The 26,302-nt window shown below is 65.9% G+C and carries 25 protein-coding genes; 16 read left to right on the top strand and 9 right to left on the bottom strand.

What is annotated here, in order from left to right; all coding sequences use genetic code 11:
* Nucleotides 1-37: 37 nt before the first annotated feature.
* Nucleotides 38-517, top strand: coding sequence for a glutathione peroxidase (locus ACZ1I2_RS15565; RefSeq protein WP_465176639.1), 480 nt, complete (start codon nucleotides 38-40; stop codon nucleotides 515-517).
* 41 nt (nucleotides 518-558) lie between these two features.
* On the opposite strand, the gene ACZ1I2_RS15560 is transcribed toward ACZ1I2_RS15565, so the two are convergent.
* The 3 genes from ACZ1I2_RS15560 to ACZ1I2_RS15550 form a co-directional block, all read right to left on the bottom strand.
* Nucleotides 559-1,299, bottom strand: a complete 741-nt coding sequence (locus tag ACZ1I2_RS15560; protein ID WP_465176640.1) for an SDR family oxidoreductase — start codon at nucleotides 1,297-1,299, stop codon at nucleotides 559-561.
* Nucleotides 1,300-1,331: 32 nt separating this feature from the next.
* Nucleotides 1,332-2,321, bottom strand: coding sequence for an aldo/keto reductase (locus ACZ1I2_RS15555; RefSeq protein ID WP_465176641.1), 990 nt, complete (start codon nucleotides 2,319-2,321; stop codon nucleotides 1,332-1,334).
* Nucleotides 2,322-2,430: 109 nt separating this feature from the next.
* Nucleotides 2,431-2,835, bottom strand: coding sequence for a (R)-mandelonitrile lyase (locus tag ACZ1I2_RS15550; RefSeq protein WP_465176642.1), 405 nt, complete (start codon nucleotides 2,833-2,835; stop codon nucleotides 2,431-2,433).
* Nucleotides 2,836-2,958: 123 nt separating this feature from the next.
* On the opposite strand from ACZ1I2_RS15550, the gene ACZ1I2_RS15545 reads away from it, so the two are divergent.
* Complete coding sequence (locus ACZ1I2_RS15545) at nucleotides 2,959-3,852, top strand: LysR family transcriptional regulator (RefSeq protein ID WP_465176643.1); 894 nt, start codon at nucleotides 2,959-2,961, stop codon at nucleotides 3,850-3,852.
* Nucleotides 3,853-3,856: 4 nt separating this feature from the next.
* On the opposite strand, the gene ACZ1I2_RS15540 is transcribed toward ACZ1I2_RS15545, so the two are convergent.
* Nucleotides 3,857-4,330: a MarR family winged helix-turn-helix transcriptional regulator gene (locus ACZ1I2_RS15540; protein WP_465176644.1), complete on the bottom strand. Its 474-nt coding sequence runs from the start codon at nucleotides 4,328-4,330 to the stop codon at nucleotides 3,857-3,859.
* A gap of 95 nt (nucleotides 4,331-4,425) precedes the next feature.
* On the opposite strand from ACZ1I2_RS15540, the gene dnaE reads away from it, so the two are divergent.
* Nucleotides 4,426-8,049, top strand: coding sequence for a DNA polymerase III subunit alpha (gene dnaE, locus ACZ1I2_RS15535; RefSeq protein ID WP_465176645.1), 3,624 nt, complete (start codon nucleotides 4,426-4,428; stop codon nucleotides 8,047-8,049).
* Nucleotides 8,050-8,203: 154 nt separating this feature from the next.
* Nucleotides 8,204-9,796 (top strand): long-chain fatty acid--CoA ligase, encoded by a 1,593-nt coding sequence (locus ACZ1I2_RS15530; RefSeq protein WP_465176646.1) that lies wholly within the window; start codon nucleotides 8,204-8,206, stop codon nucleotides 9,794-9,796.
* Here the strand turns inward: ACZ1I2_RS15530 and ACZ1I2_RS15525 are convergent.
* Entirely contained in the window at nucleotides 9,775-10,470 is a 696-nt protein-coding gene (locus tag ACZ1I2_RS15525) for a cyclic nucleotide-binding domain-containing protein (protein WP_465176647.1), read from the bottom strand. The genes ACZ1I2_RS15530 and ACZ1I2_RS15525 overlap by 22 nt on opposite strands.
* 142 nt (nucleotides 10,471-10,612) lie before the next feature.
* On the opposite strand from ACZ1I2_RS15525, the gene rutB reads away from it, so the two are divergent.
* From rutB to ACZ1I2_RS15495, 6 genes are all read left to right on the top strand, one after another.
* Nucleotides 10,613-11,341 carry a pyrimidine utilization protein B gene (rutB, locus tag ACZ1I2_RS15520; protein ID WP_465181474.1) on the top strand — a complete coding sequence of 243 codons (729 nt, stop codon included), beginning with the start codon at nucleotides 10,613-10,615 and terminating at the stop codon, nucleotides 11,339-11,341.
* 118 nt (nucleotides 11,342-11,459) lie between these two features.
* Nucleotides 11,460-11,843, top strand: a complete 384-nt coding sequence (locus ACZ1I2_RS15515; RefSeq protein WP_465173247.1) for a Rid family hydrolase — start codon at nucleotides 11,460-11,462, stop codon at nucleotides 11,841-11,843.
* Nucleotides 11,843-12,616 carry a pyrimidine utilization protein D gene (gene rutD, locus ACZ1I2_RS15510; protein ID WP_465176649.1) on the top strand — a complete coding sequence of 258 codons (774 nt, stop codon included), beginning with the start codon at nucleotides 11,843-11,845 and terminating at the stop codon, nucleotides 12,614-12,616. The genes ACZ1I2_RS15515 and rutD overlap by 1 nt, the downstream gene beginning before the upstream one ends.
* 4 nt (nucleotides 12,617-12,620) lie before the next feature.
* Nucleotides 12,621-13,688, top strand: coding sequence for a pyrimidine utilization protein A (rutA, locus tag ACZ1I2_RS15505; protein ID WP_465176650.1), 1,068 nt, complete (start codon nucleotides 12,621-12,623; stop codon nucleotides 13,686-13,688).
* A 14-nt stretch (nucleotides 13,689-13,702) separates the two neighbouring features.
* Nucleotides 13,703-14,770 (top strand): SGNH/GDSL hydrolase family protein, encoded by a 1,068-nt coding sequence (locus ACZ1I2_RS15500; RefSeq protein WP_465176651.1) that lies wholly within the window; start codon nucleotides 13,703-13,705, stop codon nucleotides 14,768-14,770.
* A gap of 392 nt (nucleotides 14,771-15,162) precedes the next feature.
* Entirely contained in the window at nucleotides 15,163-15,972 is an 810-nt protein-coding gene (locus ACZ1I2_RS15495) for an EF-hand domain-containing protein (protein ID WP_465176652.1), read from the top strand.
* A 15-nt stretch (nucleotides 15,973-15,987) separates the two neighbouring features.
* On the opposite strand, the gene ACZ1I2_RS15490 is transcribed toward ACZ1I2_RS15495, so the two are convergent.
* Nucleotides 15,988-17,085: a PA0069 family radical SAM protein gene (locus tag ACZ1I2_RS15490; protein ID WP_465176653.1), complete on the bottom strand. Its 1,098-nt coding sequence runs from the start codon at nucleotides 17,083-17,085 to the stop codon at nucleotides 15,988-15,990.
* Between the two features lie 63 nt (nucleotides 17,086-17,148).
* Here ACZ1I2_RS15490 and ACZ1I2_RS15485 point away from each other — a divergent pair, with 63 nt between their 5' ends.
* Nucleotides 17,149-17,493: a VOC family protein gene (locus tag ACZ1I2_RS15485; RefSeq protein WP_465176654.1), complete on the top strand. Its 345-nt coding sequence runs from the start codon at nucleotides 17,149-17,151 to the stop codon at nucleotides 17,491-17,493.
* A 42-nt stretch (nucleotides 17,494-17,535) separates the two neighbouring features.
* Nucleotides 17,536-18,072, top strand: coding sequence for a YbjN domain-containing protein (locus ACZ1I2_RS15480; protein ID WP_465176655.1), 537 nt, complete (start codon nucleotides 17,536-17,538; stop codon nucleotides 18,070-18,072).
* A gap of 245 nt (nucleotides 18,073-18,317) precedes the next feature.
* Here the strand turns inward: ACZ1I2_RS15480 and moaB are convergent, their stop codons facing one another.
* From moaB to ACZ1I2_RS15465, 3 genes are read right to left on the bottom strand one after another with little or no spacing between them, the layout of a single operon-like run.
* The gene (moaB, locus tag ACZ1I2_RS15475; RefSeq protein WP_465176656.1) at nucleotides 18,318-18,845 is read right to left on the bottom strand and encodes a molybdenum cofactor biosynthesis protein B; all 528 of its coding nucleotides are present in this window, start codon (nucleotides 18,843-18,845) and stop codon (nucleotides 18,318-18,320) included.
* Nucleotides 18,835-20,631, bottom strand: a complete 1,797-nt coding sequence (locus ACZ1I2_RS15470) for a lytic transglycosylase domain-containing protein (protein WP_465173255.1) — start codon at nucleotides 20,629-20,631, stop codon at nucleotides 18,835-18,837. Before ACZ1I2_RS15470 ends, moaB begins: the two co-directional genes overlap by 11 nt.
* Nucleotides 20,628-21,368, bottom strand: coding sequence for a uracil-DNA glycosylase (locus tag ACZ1I2_RS15465; RefSeq protein ID WP_465173256.1), 741 nt, complete (start codon nucleotides 21,366-21,368; stop codon nucleotides 20,628-20,630). Before ACZ1I2_RS15465 ends, ACZ1I2_RS15470 begins: the two co-directional genes overlap by 4 nt.
* 116 nt (nucleotides 21,369-21,484) lie before the next feature.
* Here ACZ1I2_RS15465 and ACZ1I2_RS15460 point away from each other — a divergent pair, with 116 nt between their 5' ends.
* The 4 genes from ACZ1I2_RS15460 (at nucleotide 21,485) to ACZ1I2_RS15445 (ending at nucleotide 26,297) form a co-directional block, all read left to right on the top strand.
* Nucleotides 21,485-23,140, top strand: a complete 1,656-nt coding sequence (locus ACZ1I2_RS15460; RefSeq protein WP_465176657.1) for an electron transfer flavoprotein-ubiquinone oxidoreductase — start codon at nucleotides 21,485-21,487, stop codon at nucleotides 23,138-23,140.
* A gap of 115 nt (nucleotides 23,141-23,255) precedes the next feature.
* Nucleotides 23,256-24,737 (top strand): tetratricopeptide repeat protein, encoded by a 1,482-nt coding sequence (locus ACZ1I2_RS15455; RefSeq protein ID WP_465176658.1) that lies wholly within the window; start codon nucleotides 23,256-23,258, stop codon nucleotides 24,735-24,737.
* Nucleotides 24,734-25,561 carry a 4-(cytidine 5'-diphospho)-2-C-methyl-D-erythritol kinase gene (locus ACZ1I2_RS15450; RefSeq protein WP_465176659.1) on the top strand — a complete coding sequence of 276 codons (828 nt, stop codon included), beginning with the start codon at nucleotides 24,734-24,736 and terminating at the stop codon, nucleotides 25,559-25,561. Before ACZ1I2_RS15455 ends, ACZ1I2_RS15450 begins: the two co-directional genes overlap by 4 nt.
* 1 nt (nucleotide 25,562) lies before the next feature.
* Nucleotides 25,563-26,297, top strand: a complete 735-nt coding sequence (locus ACZ1I2_RS15445; RefSeq protein ID WP_465176660.1) for an N-formylglutamate amidohydrolase — start codon at nucleotides 25,563-25,565, stop codon at nucleotides 26,295-26,297.
* Nucleotides 26,298-26,302: the final 5 nt, after the last annotated feature.

Raw genomic sequence — 26,302 nt, 5'->3', positions numbered from 1 at the left:
CGCCCTATCTGATGGCGCGTCACAAGGAGAGGCAGCGATGAGCGCGATTACCGAGATGAGCGTGACGGCAGCCGACGGCACACCCGCCGATCTGTCGGCCTATGCGGGGCAGGTGCTGCTGATCGTCAACACCGCGTCGAAATGCGGCTTCACCCCGCAATATGAGGGGCTGGAGGCGCTGCACCGGAAGTATAAGGACCGCGGGTTCGAGGTGCTGGGGTTCCCGTGCAACCAGTTCGGCGCGCAGGAGCCCGGCGATGCGGCCGAGATCGCCAATTTCTGCACGCTGACCTATGACGTGACCTTCCCGGTCTTCGCCAAGATCGACGTCAACGGTTCCAACGCCGATCCGCTGTTCGAGAAGCTGCGCAAGGAAGCGCCGGGCCTGATGGGCTCGACCTCGATCAAGTGGAACTTCACCAAGTTCCTGGTCGACCGCACCGGCAAGACGGTCGCGCGCTACGCCCCGACGACCAAGCCCGAAGATATCGAGAGCGATATCGAGAAGCTGCTATAGGGACGACGTTCGATGCACCCAACCGGTAGCGACGCCCAAGCTCAAAGATCCTGCGCGGTCGGGCGGAACAGGATCTCGTTGATGTCGACATCGTCGGGCTGGCTGATCGCGAAGGCGACCATGCGCGCGAAGCTGTCGGCCGGGATGGCATAGGCTTCGTAGAAGTCGTTGATGCGCTGGGCGACATCGGGATCGGTGATGGTGTTCGGCAGCTCGGACTGGACCGCGCCCGGCGAGATGACCGTGGTGCGGATATTGTAAGGCTTCACTTCCTGCCGCAGCCCTTCCGACAGCATCAGCACCGCGGCCTTGGTCGCGGCATAGACCGAACTGCCCGGACGGACCTTGTGCCCGGCGACCGACGACACATTGATGATGTGTCCGCTCTTCTGCGCGGTCATATGGGGCAGGGCGGCCGCGATCCCGTAGAGCACGCCCTTGATGTTGACGTCGATCATCCGGTCCCATTCGTCGATCTTGCCGCGTTCGAGCGGGGATTGCGGCATCAGGCCGGCATTGTTCAGGAGGACGTCGATGCGGCCATGCGCGGCGACGGCTGAATCAACCAGGCGCTTGACCTGGGCCGCATCGCTGACGTCGGTTTCGATCACCGCTTCGGGCGGCAGGCCGATATCGGCGGCGATCGTGTGAAGCCGGTCGAGCCGGCGCGCGCCGAGTATGAGCCTGGCGCCCTTGGCCGCGAGGTGCCGGGCGGTCGCTTCGCCGAGACCGCTGCTTGCGCCGGTGATGACGACGACCTTGTTGGTGATGTTCTGAGTCATGTCTCGCTCCAATAAAAAGGTCTGGCGGTGCTTCAGCGGCCCACGGTCGCCATCAGATGGGCGGGGTAGCGTTCGCCTTCAATGTCGATCTGCGCCGCCGAGCGCTCGATCTCGGCGAGGTCGGCGGCCGTCAGCACCACATCCGCCGCGCCCAGATTTTCCTCCAGCCGGTGCAGTTTGGTGGTGCCGGGGATCGGTACGATCCAGGGCTTCTGCGCGAGCAGCCAGGCGATGGCGATCTGTGCGGGGGTCGCGCTCTTTTCCTCCGCGATCCGCTTGAGCAGGTCGACAAGCGTCTGGTTCGCCGCCATCGCTTCGGGCGTGAAGCGCGGCAGGATCGCGCGGAAATCCTTGTCGCCCAGTTTCGTGTCCTTGCTCATCGCGCCGGTGAGGAACCCCTTGCCGAGCGGGCTGTAGGGCACGAAGCCGATGCCGAGCTCCTCGCAGGCGGCGAGCGTCCCATTGGTTTCCGGCCCGCGCGTCCAGAGCGAATATTCATTCTGCAGCGCGGTGACCGGCTGGACGGCATGGGCCCGGCGCAAGGTCTCGGCGCCCGGTTCGGACATGCCGAAATGCCTGACCTTGCCTTCCGCGATCAGCTCCTTGACCGCGCCGGCAACATCCTCGATCGGCACGGCGGGGTCGACGCGGTGCTGATAGAACAGGTCGAGCGAGTCGACGCCGAGGCGTTTCAGCGACGCGTCGGCGACCTTGCGGATATTCTCGGGCCGGCTGTCGAGCCCGGCCTGCTTGCCGTCCTCGAATTTGAAGCCGAACTTGGTCGCGATCACCACCTGGTCGCGCACCGGCGCGAGCGCCGCGCCGACCATTTCCTCGTTGGTGAAGGGGCCATAGACCTCGGCGGTGTCGAAAAAGGTGACGCCGCGCTCGACCGCGGCGCGGATCAGGCTGATGCCTTCCTCCTTGCTCACCGAGGTGCCGTAACCGAAGTTCAGCCCCATGCAGCCGAAGCCGATGGCGGAGACCTCGAGACCGTTCCTGCCGAGAATTCGCTTTTCCATGTCATTCTTCCTTCCGCCCGCAGGCGTTCGACGATTGGTGCGCCGGAAAATAGGCGGCCGTCACTGCGACGATTAGATCATCAGATCGGCATGCTATTATGCGCAGTAATCATGAATGGGGTTCGGCGACCCCATAATCGGCGTCACTGACCTTCTCGAGCCAGTCGACCGCCTTGCCGTCCTTCATCTCGGCGATCGCGATATGAGTCATTGCGCAGTCCGGCGCGGCACCGTGCCAGTGCTTCTCTTCGGGTTCGAACCAGACGATGTCGCCTGGGCGGATTTCCTCGACCGGGCCGCCATCGCGCTGCACCCGCCCCAGCCCGGCGGTGACCAGCAGGGTCTGGCCCAGCGGGTGGGTATGCCAGGCGGTACGCGCGCCGGGCTCGAAGGTGACGATGGCGCCGCTCAGCGAGCCGCTGCCCTTGAAGGGCGCATCGATGCGCACCGTCCCGGTGAAATAATCGGCAGATCCCTTTGCCGAGGGTTGGGCGCCGCTGCGTTTGATATCCATTGCCTTGCTCCCTGTGGTTGCCGACCGGAAACGCGCGGGCGCCCGGTGTCTGGTAAAATAAGGACGACAGGGCCGGGCGATTAGGCGCTACAAAGCGCATATAGTCATATCCGGAGTTCATGAATGCGCCGCGAGGAGCTGGTCGATCTCAATGCCTTCATGACCGTGGCCGAGGAGCACAGCTTCACGCGTGCCGCGGCCCGGCTGGGCACGTCGCAATCGGCGCTGAGTCATACCATCCGGCGGCTCGAGACGCGGCTGGGGGTGCGCCTGTTGACCCGGACGACCCGTAGCGTCGCGCCGACCGAGGCAGGCGAGCGCCTGCTCGCCACGCTCAGGCCTGCGCTGGACAATATCGGTGCCGAACTCGCCTCGCTGGGCGACCTGCGCGACAAGCCGGCGGGAACGATCCGCATCACCGCCGCGCAGCATGCGGTGGACACGGTGCTCTGGCCCCGGCTGGAGGCGTTGCTGCGGCGCTATCCGGACGTGCATGTCGAGATCGATGTCGACTCCGGCTTCACCGACATCGTCGCGGGGCGGTTCGATGCCGGCGTGCGGCTGGGCGAGGCGCTGGCCAAGGACATGATCGCCGTGAAGATCGGGCCCGATCTCCGCATGGCGGTGGTCGGGGCACCGGCCTATTTCGCTGACCGTGCCGTGCCGCGCACGCCACAGGATCTGGCCGATCACATGTGCATCAACCTGCGCATGATGAGCTCGGGCGGCCTTTATGCCTGGGAGCTGGAGAAGGACGGCCGGGAAGTGCGGGTCCGGGTCGAGGGGCAGCTCGCCTTCAACAGCACGACGATGATCGTCCGGGCTGCCGAGGCGGGCTTCGGCCTCGGCTTCGTCATGGAGAATCACGTCGCCGCGCACCTGGCCGACGGGCGTCTGGTCCGCGTACTGGAGGATTGGTGCCCGGCTTTTGCGGGCTATCATCTCTATTATCCGAGCCGGCGACAGCCTTCGGCCGCGTTCAGCCTGCTGGTCGAGGCGCTGCGCTATCGGGACTGACGCTTCAATACAGCGCGCGCCGGAGCCAGACCTCATCCGGGCCTTCATCCGCGCGCTTGAGCAGCTTGGCGAGAACGAGCTTGTACTGGCGCAGCTCGGCAAAGCTGAGCGATCCGAACCAGGCGCGTTCGTGCGCGGTCGCCTCGGCATCGAGTTTGGGCACTAGATCCACGCCCGTCTCGGTAAGCGACAGCCGCACGGAGCGGCCATCGGTAAGATCGGGCTGCCGCGCCACCAGACCCTTGGCCTCGAGCCGGTCGGCCAGGCGGGTGACCGCCGCGCCGTCGAGCAGCAGCGCCGCGGCGATGCCGCGAACCGTGTCGACATCGCGCCGTGCCAGTACCGCGAGCAGGCGGAATTGCGCTGGAGTCACGCCGAAAGCCGCGAAGCGGCGTTCGAGGTCGCCCTGCACGACCTGCGATACCCGATCGTGCCAATGGAGCACCCGATCCGTATGTTTGTGGATAGTTAATGTCATGACAACCATTTACGTTGTCACGACATCGAATGCAATCCACAGCTATTTCACCTGTGACACTTCCCAGAATCGGACCGGGGACCCATAGTGACACGATGCCGCATTCCGCCTTCGTGCCCCTGCGTATCTTTTCGTCCTACACGATGCTCGACGGCGCGATCGAGCCCAAGGCGATCGCCAAGCGCGCGCAGGAACTGGGCTTTCCCGCCGCCGCGCTGACCGATCGCAACGGCCTGTATGCGGCAATGGCCTATTCCGATGCGTGCAAGTCTTCCGGGGTGCAGCCGATCATCGGCGCGATGCTGGGCATCGCCCGCCCCGACATGCCCGAGGGCGTCGACGCCCCGATCGACTGGATCGCGCTCTACGCGCAGGACGAGCGCGGCTACGAGAATCTCTGTGCGCTGGTATCGCGGGCGCATCTCGACCGGCCGCTGGAATTGTCGCCGCATGTCGACTTCGCAGCTTTGGAGGGCAGGACCGACGGGCTGATCGCGCTGACCGCGGGCGGCGAAGGCGGGCTCACCCGGCTGATCGCCGAGGGGCAGACCGAGCGCGCCATGGCCTATGCCGACCGGCTCCAGTCCTTGTTCTACGACCGGCTCTATATCGAGCTGGTGCGCCGGCTCGACGAGACCGAGGGCAGGGCGGAGGCGGGCTTGCTCGACCTGGCCTATGCCCGCGACCTGCCGATCGTCGCGACCAATCCGTGCTGCTATGCGGACCAGGAATTCGGCAACGCGCACGACGCGATGCTGTGCATCGCCAATTCGACCTATATCGCGAGCGAGGACCGCCCGCGCAGTTCGCCCGACGCCTGGATGAAGCCGGCCAAGGACATGCGCATGCTGTTCGAGGACCTGCCCGAGGCGATCGCCAACACGCTGGTGGTGGCGCAGCGCTGCGCGGTCATGGCGCCGTACCGCAAGCCGATCCTGCCCAGCCTTGCCGGCGATCCGACGGCCGAGGCCGAGGCGCTGCGCGTCGATGCGCGGGCGGGGCTGGAGAAGCGGCTCAAGCGGATCGAGGAGCTGTCGCTTCATGCGACCCCCGTGGCCGCACCGGCCCGAACCGCCACATCGACTCCGTTCGTTTCGAGCGAAGTCGAGAAACAGGCCGCCGGCGCTGAGCAAGGTTTCTCGACGTCGCTCGAAACGAACGGGGAGTGGCGCGCCCCGGTAGACTGGCGCCAGGCTTATCGGGATCGCCTGGAGTTCGAACTCGACGTCATCATCCAGATGGGCTTTCCGGGCTATTTCCTGATCGTCGCGGACTTCATCAAATGGGCGAAGGATCATGACATCCCGGTCGGCCCGGGCCGCGGTTCGGGCGCGGGCTCGGTGGTCGCCTGGTCGCTGACCATCACCGATCTCGACCCGATCAAGCTGGGCCTGCTGTTCGAGCGCTTCCTCAATCCGGAACGCGTGTCGATGCCCGACTTCGACATCGATTTCTGCGAAACCCGTCGCGGCGAGGTGATCCGCTACGTCCAGGAGAAATATGGCCGCGATCAGGTCGCGCAGATCATCACCTTCGGAAAGCTGAAGGCACGCGCGGTGCTCAAGGATACCGGGCGCGTGCTGCAGATGAGCTATGGCCAGGTCGACCGGTTGGCGAAGCTGGTGCCAAACCATCCGACCGACCCTTGGACGCTCGAGCGGGCGATGAACGGCGTCTCGGAACTGCTCGCCGAGTATAAGAGCGACAGCGGGGTGAAGCATCTGCTCGACCTCGCGATGAAGCTGGAGGGCCTGCCGCGCCACAGCTCGACTCACGCCGCCGGCGTGGTGATCGGCGACCGGCCGCTGGCCGAGCTGGTGCCGCTCTACCGCGATCCGCGATCGGACATGCCCGTCACTCAGTTCGACATGAAATATGTCGAGGGCGCGGGCCTGGTGAAGTTCGACTTTCTCGGTCTGAAGACGCTGTCGGTGCTCAAAAAGGCAGTTCAGCTGCTCGAGGCCCGTAACGTCATCATCGATCTGGATGCGCTCGAATGGGAAGACGAGGGCGTCTACAAGCTGCTCCAGAAGGGCGACACGGTCGGCGTGTTCCAGCTGGAATCGGAAGGCATGCGGCGCACGCTGTCGGCGGTGCGCCCGTCCAACTTCGGCGATATCATCGCGCTCGTCTCGCTCTATCGCCCGGGTCCGATGGACAATATCCCGAGCTTCGGCGCGCGCAAGAACGGGCGCGAGGAGATCACCTATCCGCACCCGCTGCTCGAAACCATCCTGGCCGAAACCTATGGGATCTTCGTCTATCAGGAACAGGTGATGCAGGCCGCGCAGATCCTGGCGGGCTACAGCCTGGGCCAGGCCGATCTGCTGCGCCGCGCGATGGGCAAGAAGATCAAGGCGGAGATGGACGCGCAGCGTGCCGGGTTCGTCGAGGGCTGCCTGGCGGTCAACAAGATCCCGGCAGGCAAGGCGAACGAGCTGTTCGATTTGATCGACAAGTTCGCCGGATACGGCTTCAACAAGTCTCACGCCGCCGCCTATGCGCTGCTCGCCTATCAGACGGCCTGGCTGAAGGCGCATTATGCGGAAGAATTCTACGCCGCGTCGATGTGCTTCGACATGACCCTGACCGACAAGCTCGGCGTGTTCGCGGATGATATGCGGCGCATGGGCGTCGCCTGCCTGCCGCCCGACATCAACCGCAGCGAAGCGGAATTCTCGGTCGAGAGCACCGAGGACGGGCTGGCGGTGCGCTATGCGCTGGCTGCGCTGAAGAGCGTCGGCGAAGGCGCGATGGAGAAACTGGTCGCCGAACGCGACGAGAATGGCCCGTTCGATACACTCGACGATCTCGCCCGCCGGGTTGATCCGCGGCTGCTCAACAAACGGCAGCTCGAGACGCTGGCGGCGGCGGGCGCGTTCGATTCGATCGACCCGAACCGCGCCGGCATCTTCGCGACGGCGGAGACGATCCTGGCCACGGCGGCGCGCGTGCACGACATGAAGACCAGCGGGCAGGGCGGGTTGTTCGGTACCGCCGACGCGGTCGAGCCGGCGATCAAGCTGCCGCTGTCGGCGCGCTGGACCCTGGCGCAGCGCATGGATCAGGAAAAGGAAGCGTTCGGCTTCTATTTCTCGGCGCACCCGGTCGACCGGCATGGCCATCTGGCGAAGATGCACGGCGCGCGCAGCTTCGCCGCGTTGGGCGAACTGTCCATCCCCGACGACGGCACGCGCGCCGGTGCGACGATGGCGGCTCTGGTAGAGGATGCGCGCTGGCGGACCTCGGCGCGGGGCAAGCGCTATATGATGGCGACGCTGTCCGATCCCTCGGGCCAGTTCGTCGCCACCTGTTTCGACGATGCGGCGGCGGCCGACCTGGAAGAGGCAGCGCGCAATGGCGGCTGCGGGCTGTTGACAGTCGAACTCGATCGCCGGCCGGGCGAGGACAGCCCCCGCGTCAGCATCAAGCGCATTCAGCCCTTCGAGTCGCTCGCCAACACCGCGCGTTTCGTGGTCGAGCTGTCGGTCGGCACGCCGGCGGCGATGGCGACGCTGGGCGCATTGCTCGCCGAGGCGCGTGGCGCACGCGGCGAGGTTTGGGTCAACGCCGCGCTGCCCGAAGGCGGTGCCGCGCGCGTGCTGCTCGGCCGGGATTTTCTGCTCGATGGCGAGCTGGCCGCGCGGATCGAGACATTGGACGGCATCAGCAATGTCGTATTGAAGACCTCGGAGACGAGGCTCGCGCTGGTCGGCTGAGCGGGAAGCATGTTGCCGGGCCGTGTCCAGCTTGACGACGCGGCCGACATGCATGACGTTCGCGTCAACCGTTATCGATCGACGCGGGGCCGGGACTGTACAAACGGGCGCAAAGCGGACGACAGTACCGGTGGAACAAGCCGGGAGAGGGCGAATGCTGGGCGGAATGCAGGATTTCGAGCTGCGGGTGCCGCGATTGCTGGAGCATGCCGAGCGGGAGCATGGCGGGCGCGAGATCGTCAGCGTCTGGGCCGATGGGCAGGAAACGCGGACTGACTGGGCCGGCATCGCACGCGACGCGAGAAAGCTGTCGCAAGCCCTTGAGAAAATGGGCTGCAAGCCGGGCGAGCGGATCGGCACCCTTGGCATGAACCATAGCCGCCATCTCGTCGCCTGGTATGGCGCAATCGGCATGGGCGGGGTGATCCACACCATCAACCCGCGCCTGTTCGACGAGCAGCTGGTCTATATCGCCAATCATGCCGAGGATCGGGTGCTGTTCTACGACAAGGTGTTCCAGCCGATCGTCGACCGCCTGAAGCCGTTATGGACCAGCATCGAGCGCTATGTGGTGTTCGACAGCGACGGCGAGGACGGGTTCGAGGCGCTGATCGCCGGCGAGGACGGGAATTATGCCTGGGTCGAGGGCCCCGAGCGCGATCCCTGCATGCTCTGCTACACCAGCGGCACCACCGGGAATCCCAAGGGCGTGCTCTATCAGCATCGCTCGACGATGATCCATGCGATGGCCGAGGTGGCGCCGGCGGTGTTCAATCTCTCGTCGCGCTCCGTGGTGCTGCCGGTCGTGCCGATGTTCCACGCCGCCGCCTGGGGCCTGCCCTTCGCAGGCGCGCTGGCGGGGGCGAAATTCGTCTATGCGGCGGTCAACGACCCGGTGGTCCTGTGCCGGCTGATGAACCAGGAGAAAGTCACGCATTCGGCGGGCGTGCCGACCGTCTGGCTCGGCATGTTCCAGCATATGGATGCGACCGGCGAGGCGCCGCGCCATCTCCAGCAGGTGACGATCGGAGGCTCCGCGGCGCCGCGCGCGATGATCGAGCGAATCATGGGCATGGGCGTGACGGTCAAGCATCTGTGGGGCATGACCGAGACCTCGCCGATCGGCACGGCCGGCGCGCCGCCGCCGGATTGGGACGAGATGAGCCTGTCGGATCAGCTCGACCATGTCTCCAAACAGGGCCAGGTTCCGTTCGGCGTGGAGCTGCGCGTGGTGAATGACGATGACGTCGTGCTGCCGCGCGACGGGACGAGTTCCGGCCGGCTGCAGATCCGCGGGCCCTGGGTGATCAAGCGCTATTTCAAGGCCGATGCCGATGCGGTGGATGCGGAGAACTGGTTCGACACCGGGGATGTCGCGGTGCTGCATCCCGACGGGACGATGCAGATCACCGACCGGGCCAAGGACGTGATCAAATCGGGCGGCGAATGGATCAGCTCGGTCGATCTGGAGAACGCGGCGGTTGGCTGTCCGGGCGTGGCCGAGGCCGCGGCGATCGGCATATACCATCCCAAATGGGACGAGCGGCCCTTGTTGCTGGTGGTCCGCAAGGCGGGCAGCGCGGTGTCGCCGGGCGAGATCACCGCGCATCTGTCGCACCATGTCGCCAAATGGTGGCTCCCCGACGAGATCGTCTTTGTCGACGATCTGCCGCACACCGCCACCGGGAAGCTGCTCAAGACCGAGCTGCGCGCCCGGTTCAAGGATCACAAGCTGGCGGCCGCCTGATCCTGGCCGGCGGGGTTGGTCTCGGCGATGGCGAGGTTGGTCGCGCGCAATTTATCCTTCACCGCGCTGGAGAAGCTCCGCTCGATCGCGCTGCGCAGCCCTTCATGATCGTCGAGGAAGCGCGTGACCGTCGGCGTCGGCGCGCACCAGAAGGTGGCGGGCCCGGTCAGCGTGACGGTGGCGGTCGCGTCATCGCGCGTCAAAATGGTCGCCTCGCCGATCAGGTCGCCGGCACGGCAGGCGCCGACTTCGCGACCCCTGATCGTCGCGCGGGCCTCGCCGCTGATCAGATAATAGAGGTTGGCCACCGGCGCGCCTTCCCGGGTCAGCACGTCGCCGGCGTCGCCGTGCAGCCACAGGCCCAGATCGATGAACTGCCGCGCGGCGCCGCGGGGCAGCTGGTCGAGACAGGTGCCACGCATCGACTCCTCTGCCGGCGTGAAGCGGATTTTCCTGCCTTCGTTCCGGTCGCCCCACAGCTTGACCAGCCAGATCCCGAGCAGGAACAGCATCCAGCCGAGCGCGGCGTAATCGGACCGCAGCACGGCATGCACCAGCGTCGCGAAGCCCGCAGCGGCGATCAACATCCGCATATGCCGCGGCGTCCGCGCGAACAGCGCGACGACCAGCAGCGCATAGCTCAGCTGAAGAACCAGGGTGTCGGTTGATATCATGCGTGCGCTCCCTCGTTGGAAAGCGACCCGTCATGGCATCATGGGCAAAGCGTGAGCGCCGGGCAAGCACCGCTTGCGGGTGAGGCGGGAGTGGTTCAAGTTCCCCGGCTGGATTCATGATCCTGGCATTGGGGAGCGATGTGTGGCGGACGACGGCGCGACGGTGAATGTGGGCAACGCGGCCGGCGCGGTGACGTTGCCGGGCCGGCCCGAGGCGCTGCGCCTGTCGCCGGGCGAGACTGCGGTCGTCGTGATCGACATGCAGAACGCCTATGCCTCGCCCGGCGGGTATGTCGATCAGGCCGGGTTCGACATTTCAGGCGCGGCCGGGACGATCGGAAAGATCGCCACGGTGCTCGATACGGCGCGGCGCGCGGGGGTGCAGGTGATCTATCTGCAGAATGGCTGGGATCCCGACTATGTCGAGGCGGGCGGGCCGGGATCGCCGAACTGGCACAAGTCCAACGCGCTGAAGACGATGCGCAAGCGGCCCGAACTCGCGGGCACGCTGCTGGCGCGGGGTGGGTGGGATTATGACCTGGTCGACGCGCTGAAGCCGCAGCCGGGCGATATCAGCCTGCACAAGACGCGCTATTCCGCCTTCTTCAACTCGCAGCTCGACAGCACGCTCCGCGCGAGAGGCATTCGCAACATCGTGTTCGTGGGCATCGCGACCAATGTCTGCGTCGAATCGACCCTGCGCGACGGCTTCCACCTCGAATATTTCGGGGTGATGCTGGAGGACGCGACGCATCATCTCGGGCCCGAATTCATCCAGCAGGCCACCGTCTACAATGTCGAGAAATTCTTCGGCTGGGTCTCCACCGTCGCCGATTTCTGCGGCAGCTTCGGCCAGGTTCCCGAGAAATGAAATTTATCCCCGTTCGTGCTGAGCCTGTCGAAGCACTGTCCTTTCTTCTGCGACGTCGCGAAGAAGAAGAACGCTTCGACAAGCTTGGAGCGAACGGTTGACAGAGCGAGGAACCGAAATGCCCTTCGAACCGATCAATCCGCCGCAATTCCCGACCCCGATCGCGCCTTATTCGGCCGGCGCCAGGGCGGGCAACACGGTCTATGTCTCGGGCGTGCTGGCGCTGGGTGAGGGCGGTGCCGTGCTCCATGTCGGCGATGTCGCAGGCCAGACCCGGCATGTGCTCGACGTCATCCGCATCACGCTCGAGGCGGGCGGCGCGACGCTGGAGGATGTGGCGATGAACCACATCTTCCTGAAGGACCTGTCGGATTATGCCGCGTTCAACGCGGTCTATGCCGAGTATTTCCCCGGCGCGAAGCCCGCGCGCTATTGCATCAGATGCGATCTGGTGAAGCCCGATTGTCTGGTCGAGATTGCCAGCGTGGCGCATATCGGCTGATGCCTCACGCGGCCGGGCTCTGGTATGAATGGCATGGACCCGAACGTGGCGAGGTCGTCGTCCTGTCGCCCGGCATGGGCGGCTCGGCTGGATATTGGGCGCCCAACCTCGATGCGCTCGCCGCGGACTACCGCATATTGCTCTACGATCATCGCGGGACGGGGCGGAGCGACCGGACGCTGGCGGGTGAGGTCACCATTGCCACCATGGCAACGGACGTGCTGGCGCTCCTTGCGGAGCTCGGCATCGGGCAGGCGCATTTTGTCGGCCATGCGCTGGGCGGGCTGATCGGCCTGGAGCTGGCGCGGATCTTCCCGGGGATCGGCAAGGTCGTCGTGATCAACGGCTGGGCGAGCCTGGATCCGCATTTCGAGCGGTGTTTCGAGACGCGGCTTGAGCTGCTGCACAAAAGCGGGCCGGCCGCTTATGTCCGCGCGCAGCCGCTCTTCCTCTATCCGGCCAACTGGATTTCGGAAAATAGCGCGCAGCTCGATGCCGAGGGCGTGCATCAGCTGGCGCAGTTTCCGCCGGCCGACATCCTCGAAAAGCGCATCGCCGCGGCGAAAGCGTTCGAACTCCCCGACGATGTGGCGGCAGATATTCTGGTGCTTGCGTCGGAGGACGATATGCTCGTGCCGTCGCGTTGCGCGCGGAATCTCGCCGATCGGCTGCCACAGGCCAGGCTCGCGACCATGGCGTGGGGTGGTCATGCCTGCAACGTCACCGATCCCGATGGTTTCACTTCACTCGTGCTCGAATTTCTGGGGAGCTAAGCACATGCAAGTCGGCGTTTTCGTGCCCATCAACAATAATGGCTGGCTGATCTCGGAGAACGCGCCGCAGTACAAGCCGAGCTTCGACATGAACAAGGAGATCGCGCTGAGCGCCGAGAAGCACGGGCTCGATTTCCTGCTCTCCATGATCAAGCTGCGCGGGTTCGGCGGCAAGACCGAGTTCTGGGAATATGGGCTGGAGAGCTTCACCCTGATGGCCGGGCTCGCCGCCGTCACCGAGAAGATCAAGATCTATGCGACCTGTCCCACCCTCGTCATCCCGCCCGCCTTCGCCGCGCGCATGTGCAACACGATAGACTCGATCAGCCATGGGCGGTTCGGGCTAAATCTGATCACCGGCTGGCAGCGGCCCGAGTACAGTCAGATGGGTCTGTGGCCCGGGGACGACCATTTCCGCAATCGATACCAGATGTTGGACGAATATGCTGGCATCCTGCGCGAGCTTTGGGGGACGGGCGTTTCGGACTTCAAGGGCGACTATTACCAGATGGACGATTGCCGCGTGCGGCCGACGCCGACCGGGGACATGAAGATCATTTGCGCCGGCTCCTCGGACGAGGGGCTCGCCTTCTCGGCCAAATGGGCGGACTATGCCTTCTGTTTGGGCAAGGGCGTCAACACGCCCAAGGCCTTTGCCGCCAACAACGAGCGCCTCGCCGTCGCGACCGCGAAGACCGGCCGCGACGTCTCCATCTTCGTGCTGATCATGATCATCGCCGCCGAGACGGACGAGGAGGCGATGGCGAAGTGGAAATCCTACAATGACGGCGTCGATCTCGAGGCGATCGCCTGGCTCGCCGATCAGGGCGCGGCCGACAAGCATAACGCCACCACCAATGTCCGCCAGCTTGCCGCGCCGGAAGGCGCGGTGAACATCAATATGGGAACCCTGGTCGGCAGCTATGAGAGCGTGGCGCGCATGCTCGACGAGATGGCCGAAGTGCCGAATACAGGCGGTGTCCTGCTGACCTTCGACGATTTCATCGAGGGCGTGGAAGCCTTTGGCACCCGGATCCAGCCGTTGATGAAGTGCCGCGCCGGCACGGCTTGAACGGCAGCTCGGGGATGCGCAACCTCCTCGCCGTTGTCGCCATCGGGCTCCTCGTAGCCACCGGCTGCGGCGCGAAGGATTACGGCGCGCCGCTGCCGGTCTATGTCGGCGGCCGCGCCGTGGTCGAACCGGACGGGGCGACGCTGTTCGGCTGGCCGGGCGTCTATGTCGAGGGGCGCTTCACCGGAACCAGCCTGACGGTCCGGTTGCGCAACGGCTATGGTCGCCTGCGGCTGCTGATCGACGGGGTGGAACGGCAGCGGTTCGAAAGCCCGGGAAACATCGACGTCACGATCGACCGCCTCGGCGATCGGCAGCATGACGTCCGGCTGGAAAAGCTCAGCGAGACCCAGAGCGACGTCACGCGCCTGATCGGGTTCTATCCGGGCAAGAGCGGCGCACCGCTCGCACCGCCTGCCAGGACCGGGCGGCAGATCGAGTTCATCGGCGATTCCTACACGGTCGGATACGGCGACAGCTCACCGGTGCCGACCTGCACGAACGCCGAGATGCATCGGGCCACTGATACGCAACGCGCCTTTGGCCCGTTGCTCGCGCGACGCTTCGGCGCGGATTATCGCGTCAACGCCTATTCCGGGTTCGGCATCGTGCGCAATTATGACGGCAGCCGGGCGGGCGAAACCATGCCTGGTCTCTATCCCAGGCTCATCCCTTCGGATCCGTCGGCGGTGGAGTCCGATCCGGGCGGCTGGCGCCCTCAGATCATCGTCATCAATCTGGGCACCAACGATTTCTCGACGCCGCTCCACGCCGGGGAGGCCTGGAAGGACCAGGCCGCGCTGCACGCTGCCTATCGGGCGCGTTATGTCGGCTTCGCGCGCGATGTGATGGCACGGCAGCCACAGGCCAGGCTGATCCTGATGGGGTCGGACGCCTTTATCGCCGATGTCGAGCAGGTTGCGGCCGAGCTGATGCGCGGCGCGCCGGGGCGGATCGAGACCGTCCATTTCGGGGGCCTCGATCTGGACGGCTGCGATGGGCACCCATCGCTGAAGGACCACCAGCGTCTCGCCGGCCTGCTTCAGGCCAGGATCGGTCCGTCCTGGCCTCCTGCTTCCTGAGCCGGATCGATTCAACATGGCGCGCAATCGGCGCAGCACGATGTCGGGCGCGGCGTGTTACCGGGGCCCGGCTCTTTTTCATGGTCAAGCCAGGTGAAACGCACTTCCCTGTTCCTGCGATCGACTTCGCTGTTCGGTCGGCGACATTCGCTGTTATTCCGGAACAGGGAAACATGGGTCAAGATATTGATATAAATCGATAAACCACGAGTATTTCGACCGAAGCGCCGGAGAAAAAGACAATTTCCCTGTTAACTTCCCTGTTCTCTGCCCGGAACAGCGAAACTGGCGACCGGCCCTTTGGTCCAAAGCGGTCCTTCGCTCCTTGAAATCGCCACAGATCGGGTCGCTTGTCGCAGATCCCGGGGGCTCCTCAAGTGAGCGGGTAGTTTATGCGTCTTGTCCTTCTGACCTCTCTCGTCCTGCTGACCGCCGGCTGCGCGGGCAGCGAGCACCCCAAATTCCGGCATGGCCCACCGGGCGGGTTTCACCGTGGCGGCGCGGAAGGCGAGGGGCCGCGCGGCCGGTTGTTCATCAGTCCGATGGGCGAGCCGTTCCGCGGTGACCGGGGCGGTGGCGACCCTTCGGACATCTGGTTCCAGAATGCCGATACCGATCATGACGGCGCGCTGGGCCGGGCCGAATTCGCGAAGGACGCGTCGCGGTTTTTCGCCGTGCTCGATCGCGGCCATGACGGCGAGATCGATCCGGACGATATCGACTATTACGAGACCGTCCTGGCCCCTGAAATCCGCGTCGGCGGTGGGGGCGGGGGCGGCGGCCGTTTCGCGGGCGGCGCTGGCCGCGGCGGCGGGGGGCATCGCGGTGGCGGTGGTCGGGGCGGCGGCGGTGGCGGCGGCCATCGTGGTGGCGGTAGCGGCGGTGGCGAAGGCGGCGCGCAGGGCGGCGGCGAGACGCGCGTTACCTATGGCAAGCAGGGCGCTGCCCGGTTCAGCTATTTCGACTTTCCGGAGCCGGTGACGATCGCCGACACCAATTTCAATCGCGGAGTCGACCCGGCCGAATTCCAGCGCGCGGCCGAAACCCGGTTCGCGATGCTCGACAAGAATGGTGACGGGAAGATCGAGCGCAAGGAATTGCCGCGGATCTCCAGCGGGCTCGGCGGCGGGCGCGGCCGGCCGGGCGCGGTGCCGGTCGGCGGGGACGCGCCGCCGGCCGACCGGCCGGGGACTGCTCCCTGAGGCACTGGCCGGGGTTCAGCCGAACAAATCGCCCTGACGCCCCGGCGGTGGCCTGAACAGGTCGGTGCGGAGCGGCTTCCAGGCGCCGACCAGATCGTGCTTGCGGCAGGCGATCTTGAAGCGAGTCCGGAGCAGCTCGGCCCAGGGGCCGCTCCCTCGCATGCGCGTGTGGAAGTTCGGATCATTGTCGCGCCCGCCGCGGATCGACTGGATCGTCGCCATGACCTTGCCGGCGCGATCCGGGAAATGCGCGTCGAGCCAGGCCCTGAACAGCGGCGCGACTTCATGGGGAAGGCGTACGGGAAGGAAGGTGACGCCGTGTGCGCCTGCCTCCGCCGCGCGCTCGACTAGATGCTCCAGTTCGTGATCGGTGATCTGCGGGATGACCGGGGCAATCGAAACATAGGTCGGAATGCCGGCGTCCACGAGCTTGCGCACGGCGGCCAGCCGCCGTCCCGGTGCCGGCGCGCGCGGCTCGACGGTCATGGCAATGTGCGGATCGAGCGACGTGACTGACACCGCGACTGCGGCGAGCCCCCTGGCCGCCATCGGTGCGAGCAGATCGATATCGCGCGTGACCCGGTCCGACTTGGTGGTGATGGTCAGCGGATGCCCCGTTTCCGCGAGCACCTCGATGCATTGCCGGGTGATGCGCCAGTCGGCCTCGATCGGCTGATAGGGGTCTGTATTGGTCCCGAAGGCGATCGGCCGCACGACATACCCGCGCTTGGCCAGTTCGGCACGGAGGAGGGTGGCGGCATCCGGTTTGGCGAACAACTTGCTTTCGAAATCCAGGCCCGGCGACAGGTCGTGGAACGCGTGGGTCGGCCGCGCGAAACAATAGATGCAGCCATGTTCGCAGCCGCGATAGGGGTTGATCGAACGATCGAAACCGATGTCCGGCGAGCTGTTCCGGGTGATGATCGTGCGCGGCATCTCGACCGTCACTATGGTCCGCAGCGGCGGCGGTCCTTCGTCAAGCAATTCGCGATCGTCGAGCCAGTCGCCATCCGCCTCGCGCTCCGGCAGGTTGAACCTGCTACTTTCCTGGTTCAACGTAGCGCCGCGGACGGCACGGGATTTGACGCCTGGTTTCGGCCCGGAATTTGGCATTGACTCGGCATAGAGGATCGATGAGAACATAGCAAGAACAGTCTTGCCATTTCAGGAGGCTTCATGGCTCGTTTCAACTATCTCGAACTGCCCGTGCGCGACGTGCCTGCGGTCAAGTCCTTCTACGCATCGGCCTTTGGCTGGACCTTCACCGATTTCGGGCCGGACTATGCCGCGACCATGACCGGCGACACCGATCTCGGCCTCAACGGCGATTCGTCGCAATCCACCGCGCAGCTGCTGCCGGTGATCGAAGTGGATAATCTCGAGGCGGCCGAAGCGGCGGTGAGCGCGGCCGGCGGGACGCTTACCCTGCCGATCTTCGCCTTTCCGGGCGGCCGGCGTTTCCACTTCCGGGATCCGGCGGGCCATGAGCTTGCCGTGATGCAGCCCGACGCACCCGCATAGCGGCGGGTGGCATGTCGTTATCGGGCATCATATGATCTGGTCATGCCGGTCGGGCTTTGGGGGAAAAGGGATATGCGGATTCGACTATTGGCGCTCGCGCTCGCGGCGGTGACGGCGCCTTCGACGGCGATGGCCGCCGATCGGGTGGTCGATGTCAGCAGCGTGAAGGGCGTTGCCGCGCTTCTTCAGGAAGCGGGGTACAAGGCCGAGATCAAGAAGGGCGATGACGGCGACAGCTATATAACGAGCGGCGCCAACGGCAGTGGATTCCAGCTGAATTTTTACGGCTGCAAAAACGATACGGGGTGTAATTCCTTCGAATTCTACAGTTATTTCAAGAAAGAGCCCTTCTTCTCAGCCGACATGGCGAACGAGTGGAATGTGAAAAAGCGCTTCCTGAAGGTTGCCATCGACAGCGACGGGGACCTTGCCGAATATCTTTACGTCTCGGCCCTGGGCAACATGACATACGAGAATTTCAAGGATTATATCGACTGGTACGCCTCGATGGACTCCGAATTGAGCGGATTCATCAAGGAGAAGCGCGACGCTGCGGCTGGAAGCAAGCCTGGAACCTAGGTCTCATGCTGAGTCGCGGGGGAAAAGGGGTCAGAGTGAATTTACACCTATCCAGGTGACGAAACACGCTTCTTACGCAGGGCATCGATTCAACATTCGATCAGGCACGCGCATTGCCGCCAGTCTGCCAGATCCGGGTCAGCTCTTTCTAATCGTTGCAATCATCAATGCCGCTGGTCGCCCCACAATTTTCCATGATCCCACCGGCGATAACCGGGAAACTGCTCGCCGGACCGTGGCGAGGATCAGCGCTCCATCAGGCGCGGCATCAGCTCGACGAAGTTGCAGGGCCGGTGACGGCTGTCGAGCTGGTCCCTGAGGATGCCGTCCCATCCATCCTTCACCGCGCCGGTCGATCCGGGCAGCGCGAAGATATAGGTGCCGCGCGTCACGCAGGCGCAGGCGCGCGACTGGACGGTCGAGGTGCCGATCGTCTGGTAGCTGAGCCAGCGGAACAGTTCGCCAAAGCCCGGAATCGGCTTGTCCTGGACTCGCTCGATCGCCTCGGGCGTCACGTCGCGCCCGGTCACGCCGGTGCCCCCGGTGGTGATGACGCAATCGACCTGCGGATCGTCGATCCAGGCGTGGAGACGGCTGACGATCGCGGCGACGTCGTCAGTGACGATCGCGCGATCCGCCAGGACATGCCCCGCCGCGCTCAGCCGCGCGACCAGCGTGTCGCCCGATCGGTCGTCGGCCAGGGTCCGGCTGTCGGAGATGGTAAGCACCGCGATCCTGACCGGAAGGAACGCGGCGTTCTCGTCAATTGGCACTGGCGACCGAGGCGGGTACGGAGACGGAACTCAGCGCGTTGGGATTGGTCGCGCTGGAACTGAGGCGCACGGAGCTGGCGCCGGCCATGCCGGGAAAGCGCGGCCACAGGCCCTGCGACAGCGCCACACGGCTGGGCGACGCGGTCTTGCCGGTCTGTCCCTCATACATCCAGTAATTGCGCAGCACGGTGATGACATAGCCGCGCGTCTCCCAGAACGGGATCGATTCGATGTAGAGCAGCGGATCGCCGCCATCGCGCGCCTGGGCGTTCCACGCCTCGACCGGCAGCGGTCCGGCATTATAGGCGGCGATCACCTTGGGCAGCAGGCCCCCAGTGCAGGGCTGGTCGCGCAGCTGCTCGAGATAGCTCTGGCCGACCTCCATATTGGTGCCGGGGTTGCTCAGCGCCGAGCGATCGAAGGTGCGGCCCTGCTTGCGGGCGATGTCGGTCGCGGCGCCGGGGCGGACCTGCATCAGGCCGTAGGCGCCCGCCGAGCTGACCACATCGGTGCGGAAACGGGATTCCTGCAGCGTGTGGGCAAAGACCAGCGCCTTGTCGACGCGCCAGCCGCCATCGGGCGTCCAGTTCGGCGCGGGGAAGCGGGCCTCCACCGGCGGCGTGGCACCGACCGGGCCGTTATGCGAGAGCCAGACCAGGGTGGAAGGCAGGTTGAGCGCGCCCGTCAGCCGGACCAGGGCCGGAAATTCTGCGGCATCGCCGATTCTTGCCTGCTGGCGGATGACTTCGTCCGCCAGTGCATTTTCGCCGATCTCGGCCAGCGCGGCGGCAACGCGGATGTTCGGGCGACGCGCCAGGGTCTGCCAGTCATTGGCGAGCATGACATCGGCCGGGCGACCGGCCGGATCGCGGATGCCGAGCGTCTGCCGGGCGAGCAGGCCATAAAAGGTTTCGCGATATTGCGCGGCGTTCTTCAATCGGCCTTCGATCAGGTCGGGACGGCCACACTGCATGTCGGCGCGCGATGCCCAATAAAGGCCCGCCGCGCGCAGCTCGATATCATTGGCGCGCGCCGCGACCCGGGCGAAGCCCTGACCGGCGGCGACGCAGTCGCGCTGGCGCCAAGCGGCGAGTGCAGCGACCCATTCGCCCTGCACCGACCAGTCGCCGGTCCCCGCCGACGCCCTGGTCGCCATGGTGCGGGCGTTGTTGTCGTCGCCCGCCAGGAAATACATCCAGGCGACCTTTTGCTGCCACTCGGTCAGCGCGTCGGGAGACAGGCTGCTCATCGATTCGAGCAGCGCCTGGGCCGAAACGCCGTCATCGGCCTTCACGAAGGGCTGCATGCGGATGGCGAGCTCGGCCGCGACCATGTCGCTCTTGATGCTCTTGGCGCGCAGACGGGCAGGGGCACCGTCGATCCAGGTGAGCCTGCGCGCTTCGGGCAGGGGCGGAAGTCCGACGGCCCCGCGCGAACTCGCCAGCACGGCGATCTGCTGCGCCTGGGGAAGCTCCGGGGCCTCGCTCAGCAGCTTCACCAGCGGATCGAGATCGGCCTTGGGCGAGCCCTTGGCGGTAAGCAGCTCGGCGCGGGCGATGGCGTGAAGCGGGCCGGGCTTCATCGAATCGAGCTGGATCTGGGCGTCGAGCCATTTCTGGTCGCGAATGCTCTTGAACACGGCGCGGTAGCCGGCGCGCTGCTCGGCATCGAGCTGGTCGGGCACGGCACGAACAGCGATGGGACCGGTACGCTCCACATCGGCGGCGTGCACCACGCCGAGCGGCGCCAGCGCGATCGCGCAGGCCAGGATGAATTTTGCGGTCATTTTTCCAGATCCCTGGTCAGCATCTGCAAATCTTTCCAAGCTTCGGCCTTGGCGGCCGGTCGCTCGATCAGGAAGCGGGGATGAAAACTCGCCACCGCCTGCGGCGCAGCAGCGTCATCGCCGTGAAGGTCAACCCTGTGCACCGTGCCGCGCATCCCCATCATGTCAGCGCCGAGCAGCGCGCGGCTCGGCGCATTGCCGAGCAGCAAAAGCCGTTTGGGGCTCGCGAGCATGACATGATGGCGCGCGACGTCGTTCAGCCGCTCTTCGATTTCGGGGGCGATACGCCCGGCAACCGGTCGCGTCGCGCAGACCGGCACGAGATAGATCGAAGCCCGGTCCCGGCCGATCGCGGCGAGCATTCGGTCGAACAGGCGGCCGGCCGGGCCGCTCATCAATTGACCCGATTCGGCATCCTCGCGTTCGGGCACGTCGATCAGCACCATGATATCGGATGCGGAAGAGCCTTGCGCCGCGATCGGCTGGCCGGGCCAGCCGGCCTCCGGCGCGTCCGGCCCGATCCGCCAGGCCTCGAACGCGGCCAGCGTGCCGGGCATCGGCAGCGCGACCGCCGGTTCCGCTACGGCCTGCGCGTGCCGGACCGGCTTGGGCGCTTCGACTGGAGCCAGCCAGTCGCGCGGCGCCTCGTCGATCGACGCATCGACGCCGGCGTTGCGCCACCAATCCAGCGCGCTTGCTGCTGCCGTTCGCCAATCGATATTTTGGTCCGCCCCCATGATGTTCCTATAGAGTCGAGTGTTGACGACGCGGTCAATTCGCTGGCACCGCTGAATGGACAGGACGTTGCTGTGGCGCGACGAGAGCGCGCACTTCGTCCCTATTGGAGACGATAATGAGCGAACGCGAGTCCATGCCCTATGACGTCGTGATCGTCGGCGCCGGGCCTGCTGGCCTGTCCGCCGCGATCCGGCTGAAGCAGCTGGCGGCCGAAAAGGGCGGCGAAATCTCGGTCTGCGTGCTCGAAAAAGGCTCGGAGGTCGGCGCGCATATCCTGTCCGGCGCGGTGGTCGATCCCAAGGGGCTCGACGAACTGATCCCCGACTGGCGCGACAAGGGCTGTCCGCTGGCCGAGGTGCCGGTCACCGACAACCAGCACTGGATCCTGACGAAAAAGAAGAAGTTCGGCCTGCCGCATCGTCTCACCCCGCCTTTCATGCACAACAAGGGCACCTATACCGGGTCGCTCGGCAATCTGTGCCGCTGGCTGGCCGGCCAGGCGGAAGAACTCGGCGTCGAGATCTTTCCTGGCTTCGCCGCGGCCGAGGTGCTGTTCAATGAGGATGGGTCGGTCAAGGGCGTCGCGACCGGCGACATGGGCGTGGCGCGCGACGGCACGCACAAACCCGATTATACGCCAGGCCTCGAGCTCCACGCCAAGTACACCTTCCTCGGCGAGGGCGTGCGCGGGCATCTGAGCAAGGAACTGATCCGCACCTTCGACCTGGCGAAGGACGCGCAGCCGCAGGTCTATGGTCTCGGCATCAAGGAATTGTGGGACATCAAGCCGGAGCATCATGTTCCCGGCCGCGTCATCCACACCCAGGGCTGGCCGCTGTCCGACGGCACGAGCGGCGGCGGCTTTTTCTATCACCAGGCGAACGGGCAGGTCGCAATCGGCTTCGTCACCTGGCTCAACTATACCAACCCCTATGTCTCGCCGTTCCAGGAGATGCAGCGCTGGAAGACTCATCCCGCGATCGCGTCGATGCTGGAGGGCGGCAAGCGGGTCTCCTATGGCGCGCGGGCGATCAGCGACGGCGGCCTTCAGTCGGTGCCGAAGCTGGTCTTCCCGGGCGGTGCGCTGATCGGGGATTCGGCCGGTTTCCTCAATGTGCCCCGCATTAAGGGCAGCCACACCGCGGTGAAGAGCGGCATCATGGCGGCGGACGCGGCCTATGACGCGATCCAGGCCGGGCGGACGAGCGACGAACTGACCGCCTATCCCGAGGCGTTCGAGCAGAGCTGGGTGAAGAAGGAGCTCTCGATCGTCCGCAACGTGGTGCCGCTGGTAAAGACCTTCGGCGATTTCCTCGGATCGGGCCTGTCGGGCATCACCATGTGGCTGGAGAATTTCGGCATCAAGATGCCGTTCACGCTCAAGCATCACCCGGACAACGAGAGCCTGTGGCGCAAGGACCAGGTCAAGAAAATCGATTATCCCAAGCCCGACGGCGTGCTGACCTTCGACCGGCTTTCCTCGGTGTTCCTGTCGAACACCAATCATGAGGAGGACCAGCCGGTCCATCTGACGCTCAAGGACCCGACCATCCCGGTCGCCTATGATCTGCCGATGTACGACGAGCCGGCGCAGCGTTATTGCCCCGCGGGCGTTTACGAGATCGTGGGCGAGGAAAGCGGCGATCCGAAGTTCGTCATCAACGCGCAGAATTGCGTCCACTGCAAGACGTGCGACATCAAGGATCCCACCCAGAACATCAACTGGGTGGTGCCGGAAGGCGGCGGAGGACCGAATTATCCGAACATGTGATCGACTGGGCCTGACGCTGCTGGCGCTGACCGTCGCGACGCCCGCCTGGGCTGACCGCGGTGCGGACGATCTGGCCGCCTACGCCCGCGCCCGCGCCGCCGATGGCGACGGCCGGGTGGAGCAGGCCGCGGCGGGCTATGCCACTGCGCTGTCCGGCGCGCCGGGCAATCTAGCCATCGCGCGCCGGGCTTATCGGGAGGCGATGGAGGCCGGCGACGATGCCTTGGCCGACCGTGCGATCGTGACCCTGGATGCGGCGCGCGCAGCACCGCCGGACGCAATCCTGTTCAGCTATGCCGGGGCGGTGCGCGCGGGGGACAAGGCGGCTGCCGCCTCGATCCTGACGCGGATCGGCGCGGGGCCGTTCGATTTCGTGGCGAACCTGCTCGGTGCCTGGGCAGCGTTCGACGCCGGCGGCGATCCCGTCGCCAAGCTCAGCGAAGGCAAGGCAAATGCGGTCGCGCGTCGCTACACTGCGGAAAACCGCGCGCTGCTGTTGATCGCGACCGGCAAGGTCGATGAAGGCGCCCTTGCCCTTCAGGCGCTGCTCGGTGCCGATCAAGGCAGCCTCGACCTGCGGATCAATGCTGCTGAACTGTTCGCGGCCAAGGGGCGGGCCGATATCGCCAGGGCGCTGCTCACCGGCAGCGACAGCGCGGTGGTCGCGCTTCGCCGGACGATCGGGGATGGCGTGCCGCCGTCGAGCGCCTTCGGTGCCTCGCGGCTGTTTGCGCGGCTTGCCGCCGATCTGTCGGAGGGCGAGCCGTCTCCGATCGTCACGGCGCTGGCACGGGCGTCACTTCGGCTCGATCCGGCGAATGACCGGGCGCGTGTCCTGCTCGCCCAGTCGCTGGCACGGGGCGGGGCGAGCGATCGGGCCCTGACCCTGCTCGAGCAGGTCGAGCCATCCAGTCCGTTTCATGAGGCGGCGCTGCAGGAGCGCGTGGCGGTACTGAGCGGCGCAGGCGAGGGCGCCGGCGCGCTGGCGGCGGCGACAACCCTGTCCGGTCGCAAGGATGCCACCAGCATGGACGCGGCGCGGGTCGGCGATCTCCTGACCAGCGCCGGGCGTTTCGACGACGCGGCACGCGCTTATTCGCTCGCGATCAAGCGCTCCGGAGACGCGCCGTCCTGGACTCTGTTCCTGCAACTTGGCGGCGCGCTGGATCAGGCCGGCCGCTGGCCCGAGGCGCGCAAGGCACTGGAGCGCGCGGTCGACATGGCGCCCGACGAGGCGGTCGCGCTCAATTATCTGGGCTATGCCCGGCTCGAGCATGGCGAGGAACCCGCTGCCTCGATCGCGCTGCTGGAAAAGGCGAATGCGCTCCAGCCGGGCGACGCATCGATCATCGATTCGCTCGCCTGGGCCTATTTCCGGCGCGGTGACACGCGCAAGGCGCTGCCGATGCTGGAACTGGCCGCGCGCGGACAGCCGGCCAATGTGACGATCAACGAGCATCTCGGTGACGCCTATTGGTCGCTCGGGCGCCGTTACGAGGCGCGCTACGCGTGGCAGGCGGCTGCGATCGTCGCGGATGCCGAGGACGGGCCGCGGATCGCCGCCAAGATCGCCAACGGGCTTCGCGCAAAACCGTGATCGTCGAACAGGCTCCGGCCAAGATCAATCTGGCGCTGCACGTCCGCGCGCGGCGCGACGACGGCTATCATGAGATCGAGACCCTGTTCGCCTTTCTGCAGGACGGCGACGAGGTTCGGCTTGCCGAGGGACCGCCGTCCTTCGCCGTGGAAGGTCCCTTTGCCGGCGCGCTGGCGGGCGAAGGCGACAATCTCGTCACGCGCGCGGCCTATACCTATGCCACGGCCTTTTCCGCTCCGGCCGAAGGGGCATTCACCCTGGTGAAGCGCTTGCCGGTGGCATCCGGCATCGGCGGCGGATCGGCGGATGCTGCCGCGGCGTTGCGGGCACTGGCGCGGCGGGACGGCGTGGCGCTCGACGATCCGCGTCTGTTCGACATTGCTGACCGGCTCGGGTCGGACGTGCCCGCCTGCCTGCTCGGCCGCAGCGCGCTGGGGCGGGGCAGGGGCGAACAGCTCGAGCCCGTGGACGGCCTGACCGGCATGCCGGTGCTGCTGGTCAATCCGGGCGTCGCGGTCTCGACCGGGCCAGTCTTTGCTGCCTGGGATGGGCGGGACCGCGGGCCGATCGGCGAGGGGGCCCTGCTCGGCCGCGCCTTGCTTGGCCGCAACGACCTCGAAGCACCCGCTCGCAAGATCGCGCCGGCGATCGGCGAGGCGCTGGCGCTGCTGCTCGACAGCGACGGCACGCGGCTTGTGCGGATGTCCGGTTCGGGCGCCACCTGCTTTGCCCTGTATGACCGGCCCGAGGACCGCGCCACCGCGGCGCGCGCCATCCGCGCCATGCGTCCCGGCTGGTGGTGCCTCGAATCGACGCTCGCGTGATATGAGCGCGCCGATCATCCGGCCCGGCGCATCCGGCGGCATCCTGCTGATCTGCGATCATGCCTCGAATGCGGTGCCGGCGGGCGTCGACCTCGGCATTGGTACCGCTCTGTTCGACAAGCATATCGCGATCGATATCGGGGCGGGGCCGTTGACCGAGGCGCTGGCCGCGCGGCTGGGGGCGCCTGCGATCCTCGCGACGGTCTCACGGCTGGTGATCGATCTCCATCGCCAGCCCGATCATCCTTCGTTGATCCCGGCCACGAGCGACGGCCATGCGATCCCGGGCAATATCGATGCAGACCGGTCGGATCGGATCGTGCGCTTCCACGCACCTTATCACCGTGCGCTGGCGGCGCTGATCAAGGCGCAGCGGCCGACCTTGCTCGCCTCGATCCACAGCTTCACGCCCGAGCTGGAAAGTGGCGGGGGAGGGGCTCGGCCCTGGCATGCCGGCATCCTGTACAATCGTGATCGCCGCGCCGCCGACCTCGCCGTGGCGATGTTGCAGGCCGAAGGAATCGAGACTGGCGACAACGAGCCCTATTCCGGCCGGGTGCTCAATGCGACGCTCAACCGGCATGGTGAGGCCAATGGTATCCCGAGTCTCGCCATCGAAATCCGCAACGATCTGATCCGCGATGCAGCGGGTTTGGCGCGCTGGACCGACATTCTCGGGCCTATTCTGATAAAAATCAGCAATAGTCTTGCGCGAAAGGCCCCTCTGGCGACATAGGCGCC

The sequence above is a fragment of the Sphingomonas sp. BL-S-29 genome (assembly GCF_055521495.1).
The sequence above is the reverse complement of the archived record's forward strand: the minus strand, read 5'-3'. Positions and strand labels throughout refer to the sequence as shown.

Excerpts from the sequence above, each read along its gene's own strand:
- ACZ1I2_RS15565 (WP_465176639.1), top strand. The coding sequence starts at position 38 with ATGAGCGCGATTACCGAGATGAGCGTGACGGCAGCCGACGGCACACCC.
- ACZ1I2_RS15560 (WP_465176640.1), bottom strand. The coding sequence starts at position 1,299 with ATGACTCAGAACATCACCAACAAGGTCGTCGTCATCACCGGCGCAAGC.
- ACZ1I2_RS15555 (WP_465176641.1), bottom strand. The coding sequence starts at position 2,321 with ATGGAAAAGCGAATTCTCGGCAGGAACGGTCTCGAGGTCTCCGCCATC.
- ACZ1I2_RS15550 (WP_465176642.1), bottom strand. The coding sequence starts at position 2,835 with ATGGATATCAAACGCAGCGGCGCCCAACCCTCGGCAAAGGGATCTGCC.
- ACZ1I2_RS15545 (WP_465176643.1), top strand. The coding sequence starts at position 2,959 with ATGCGCCGCGAGGAGCTGGTCGATCTCAATGCCTTCATGACCGTGGCC.
- ACZ1I2_RS15540 (WP_465176644.1), bottom strand. The coding sequence starts at position 4,330 with ATGACATTAACTATCCACAAACATACGGATCGGGTGCTCCATTGGCAC.
- dnaE (WP_465176645.1), top strand. The coding sequence starts at position 4,426 with ATGCCGCATTCCGCCTTCGTGCCCCTGCGTATCTTTTCGTCCTACACG.
- ACZ1I2_RS15530 (WP_465176646.1), top strand. The coding sequence starts at position 8,204 with ATGCTGGGCGGAATGCAGGATTTCGAGCTGCGGGTGCCGCGATTGCTG.
- ACZ1I2_RS15525 (WP_465176647.1), bottom strand. The coding sequence starts at position 10,470 with ATGATATCAACCGACACCCTGGTTCTTCAGCTGAGCTATGCGCTGCTG.
- ACZ1I2_RS15515 (WP_465173247.1), top strand. The coding sequence starts at position 11,460 with ATGCCCTTCGAACCGATCAATCCGCCGCAATTCCCGACCCCGATCGCG.
- rutD (WP_465176649.1), top strand. The coding sequence starts at position 11,843 with ATGCCTCACGCGGCCGGGCTCTGGTATGAATGGCATGGACCCGAACGT.
- rutA (WP_465176650.1), top strand. The coding sequence starts at position 12,621 with ATGCAAGTCGGCGTTTTCGTGCCCATCAACAATAATGGCTGGCTGATC.
- ACZ1I2_RS15500 (WP_465176651.1), top strand. The coding sequence starts at position 13,703 with ATGCGCAACCTCCTCGCCGTTGTCGCCATCGGGCTCCTCGTAGCCACC.
- ACZ1I2_RS15495 (WP_465176652.1), top strand. The coding sequence starts at position 15,163 with ATGCGTCTTGTCCTTCTGACCTCTCTCGTCCTGCTGACCGCCGGCTGC.
- ACZ1I2_RS15490 (WP_465176653.1), bottom strand. The coding sequence starts at position 17,085 with ATGCCAAATTCCGGGCCGAAACCAGGCGTCAAATCCCGTGCCGTCCGC.
- ACZ1I2_RS15485 (WP_465176654.1), top strand. The coding sequence starts at position 17,149 with ATGGCTCGTTTCAACTATCTCGAACTGCCCGTGCGCGACGTGCCTGCG.
- ACZ1I2_RS15480 (WP_465176655.1), top strand. The coding sequence starts at position 17,536 with ATGCCGGTCGGGCTTTGGGGGAAAAGGGATATGCGGATTCGACTATTG.
- ACZ1I2_RS15470 (WP_465173255.1), bottom strand. The coding sequence starts at position 20,631 with ATGACCGCAAAATTCATCCTGGCCTGCGCGATCGCGCTGGCGCCGCTC.
- ACZ1I2_RS15465 (WP_465173256.1), bottom strand. The coding sequence starts at position 21,368 with ATGGGGGCGGACCAAAATATCGATTGGCGAACGGCAGCAGCAAGCGCG.
- ACZ1I2_RS15460 (WP_465176657.1), top strand. The coding sequence starts at position 21,485 with ATGAGCGAACGCGAGTCCATGCCCTATGACGTCGTGATCGTCGGCGCC.
- ACZ1I2_RS15445 (WP_465176660.1), top strand. The coding sequence starts at position 25,563 with ATGAGCGCGCCGATCATCCGGCCCGGCGCATCCGGCGGCATCCTGCTG.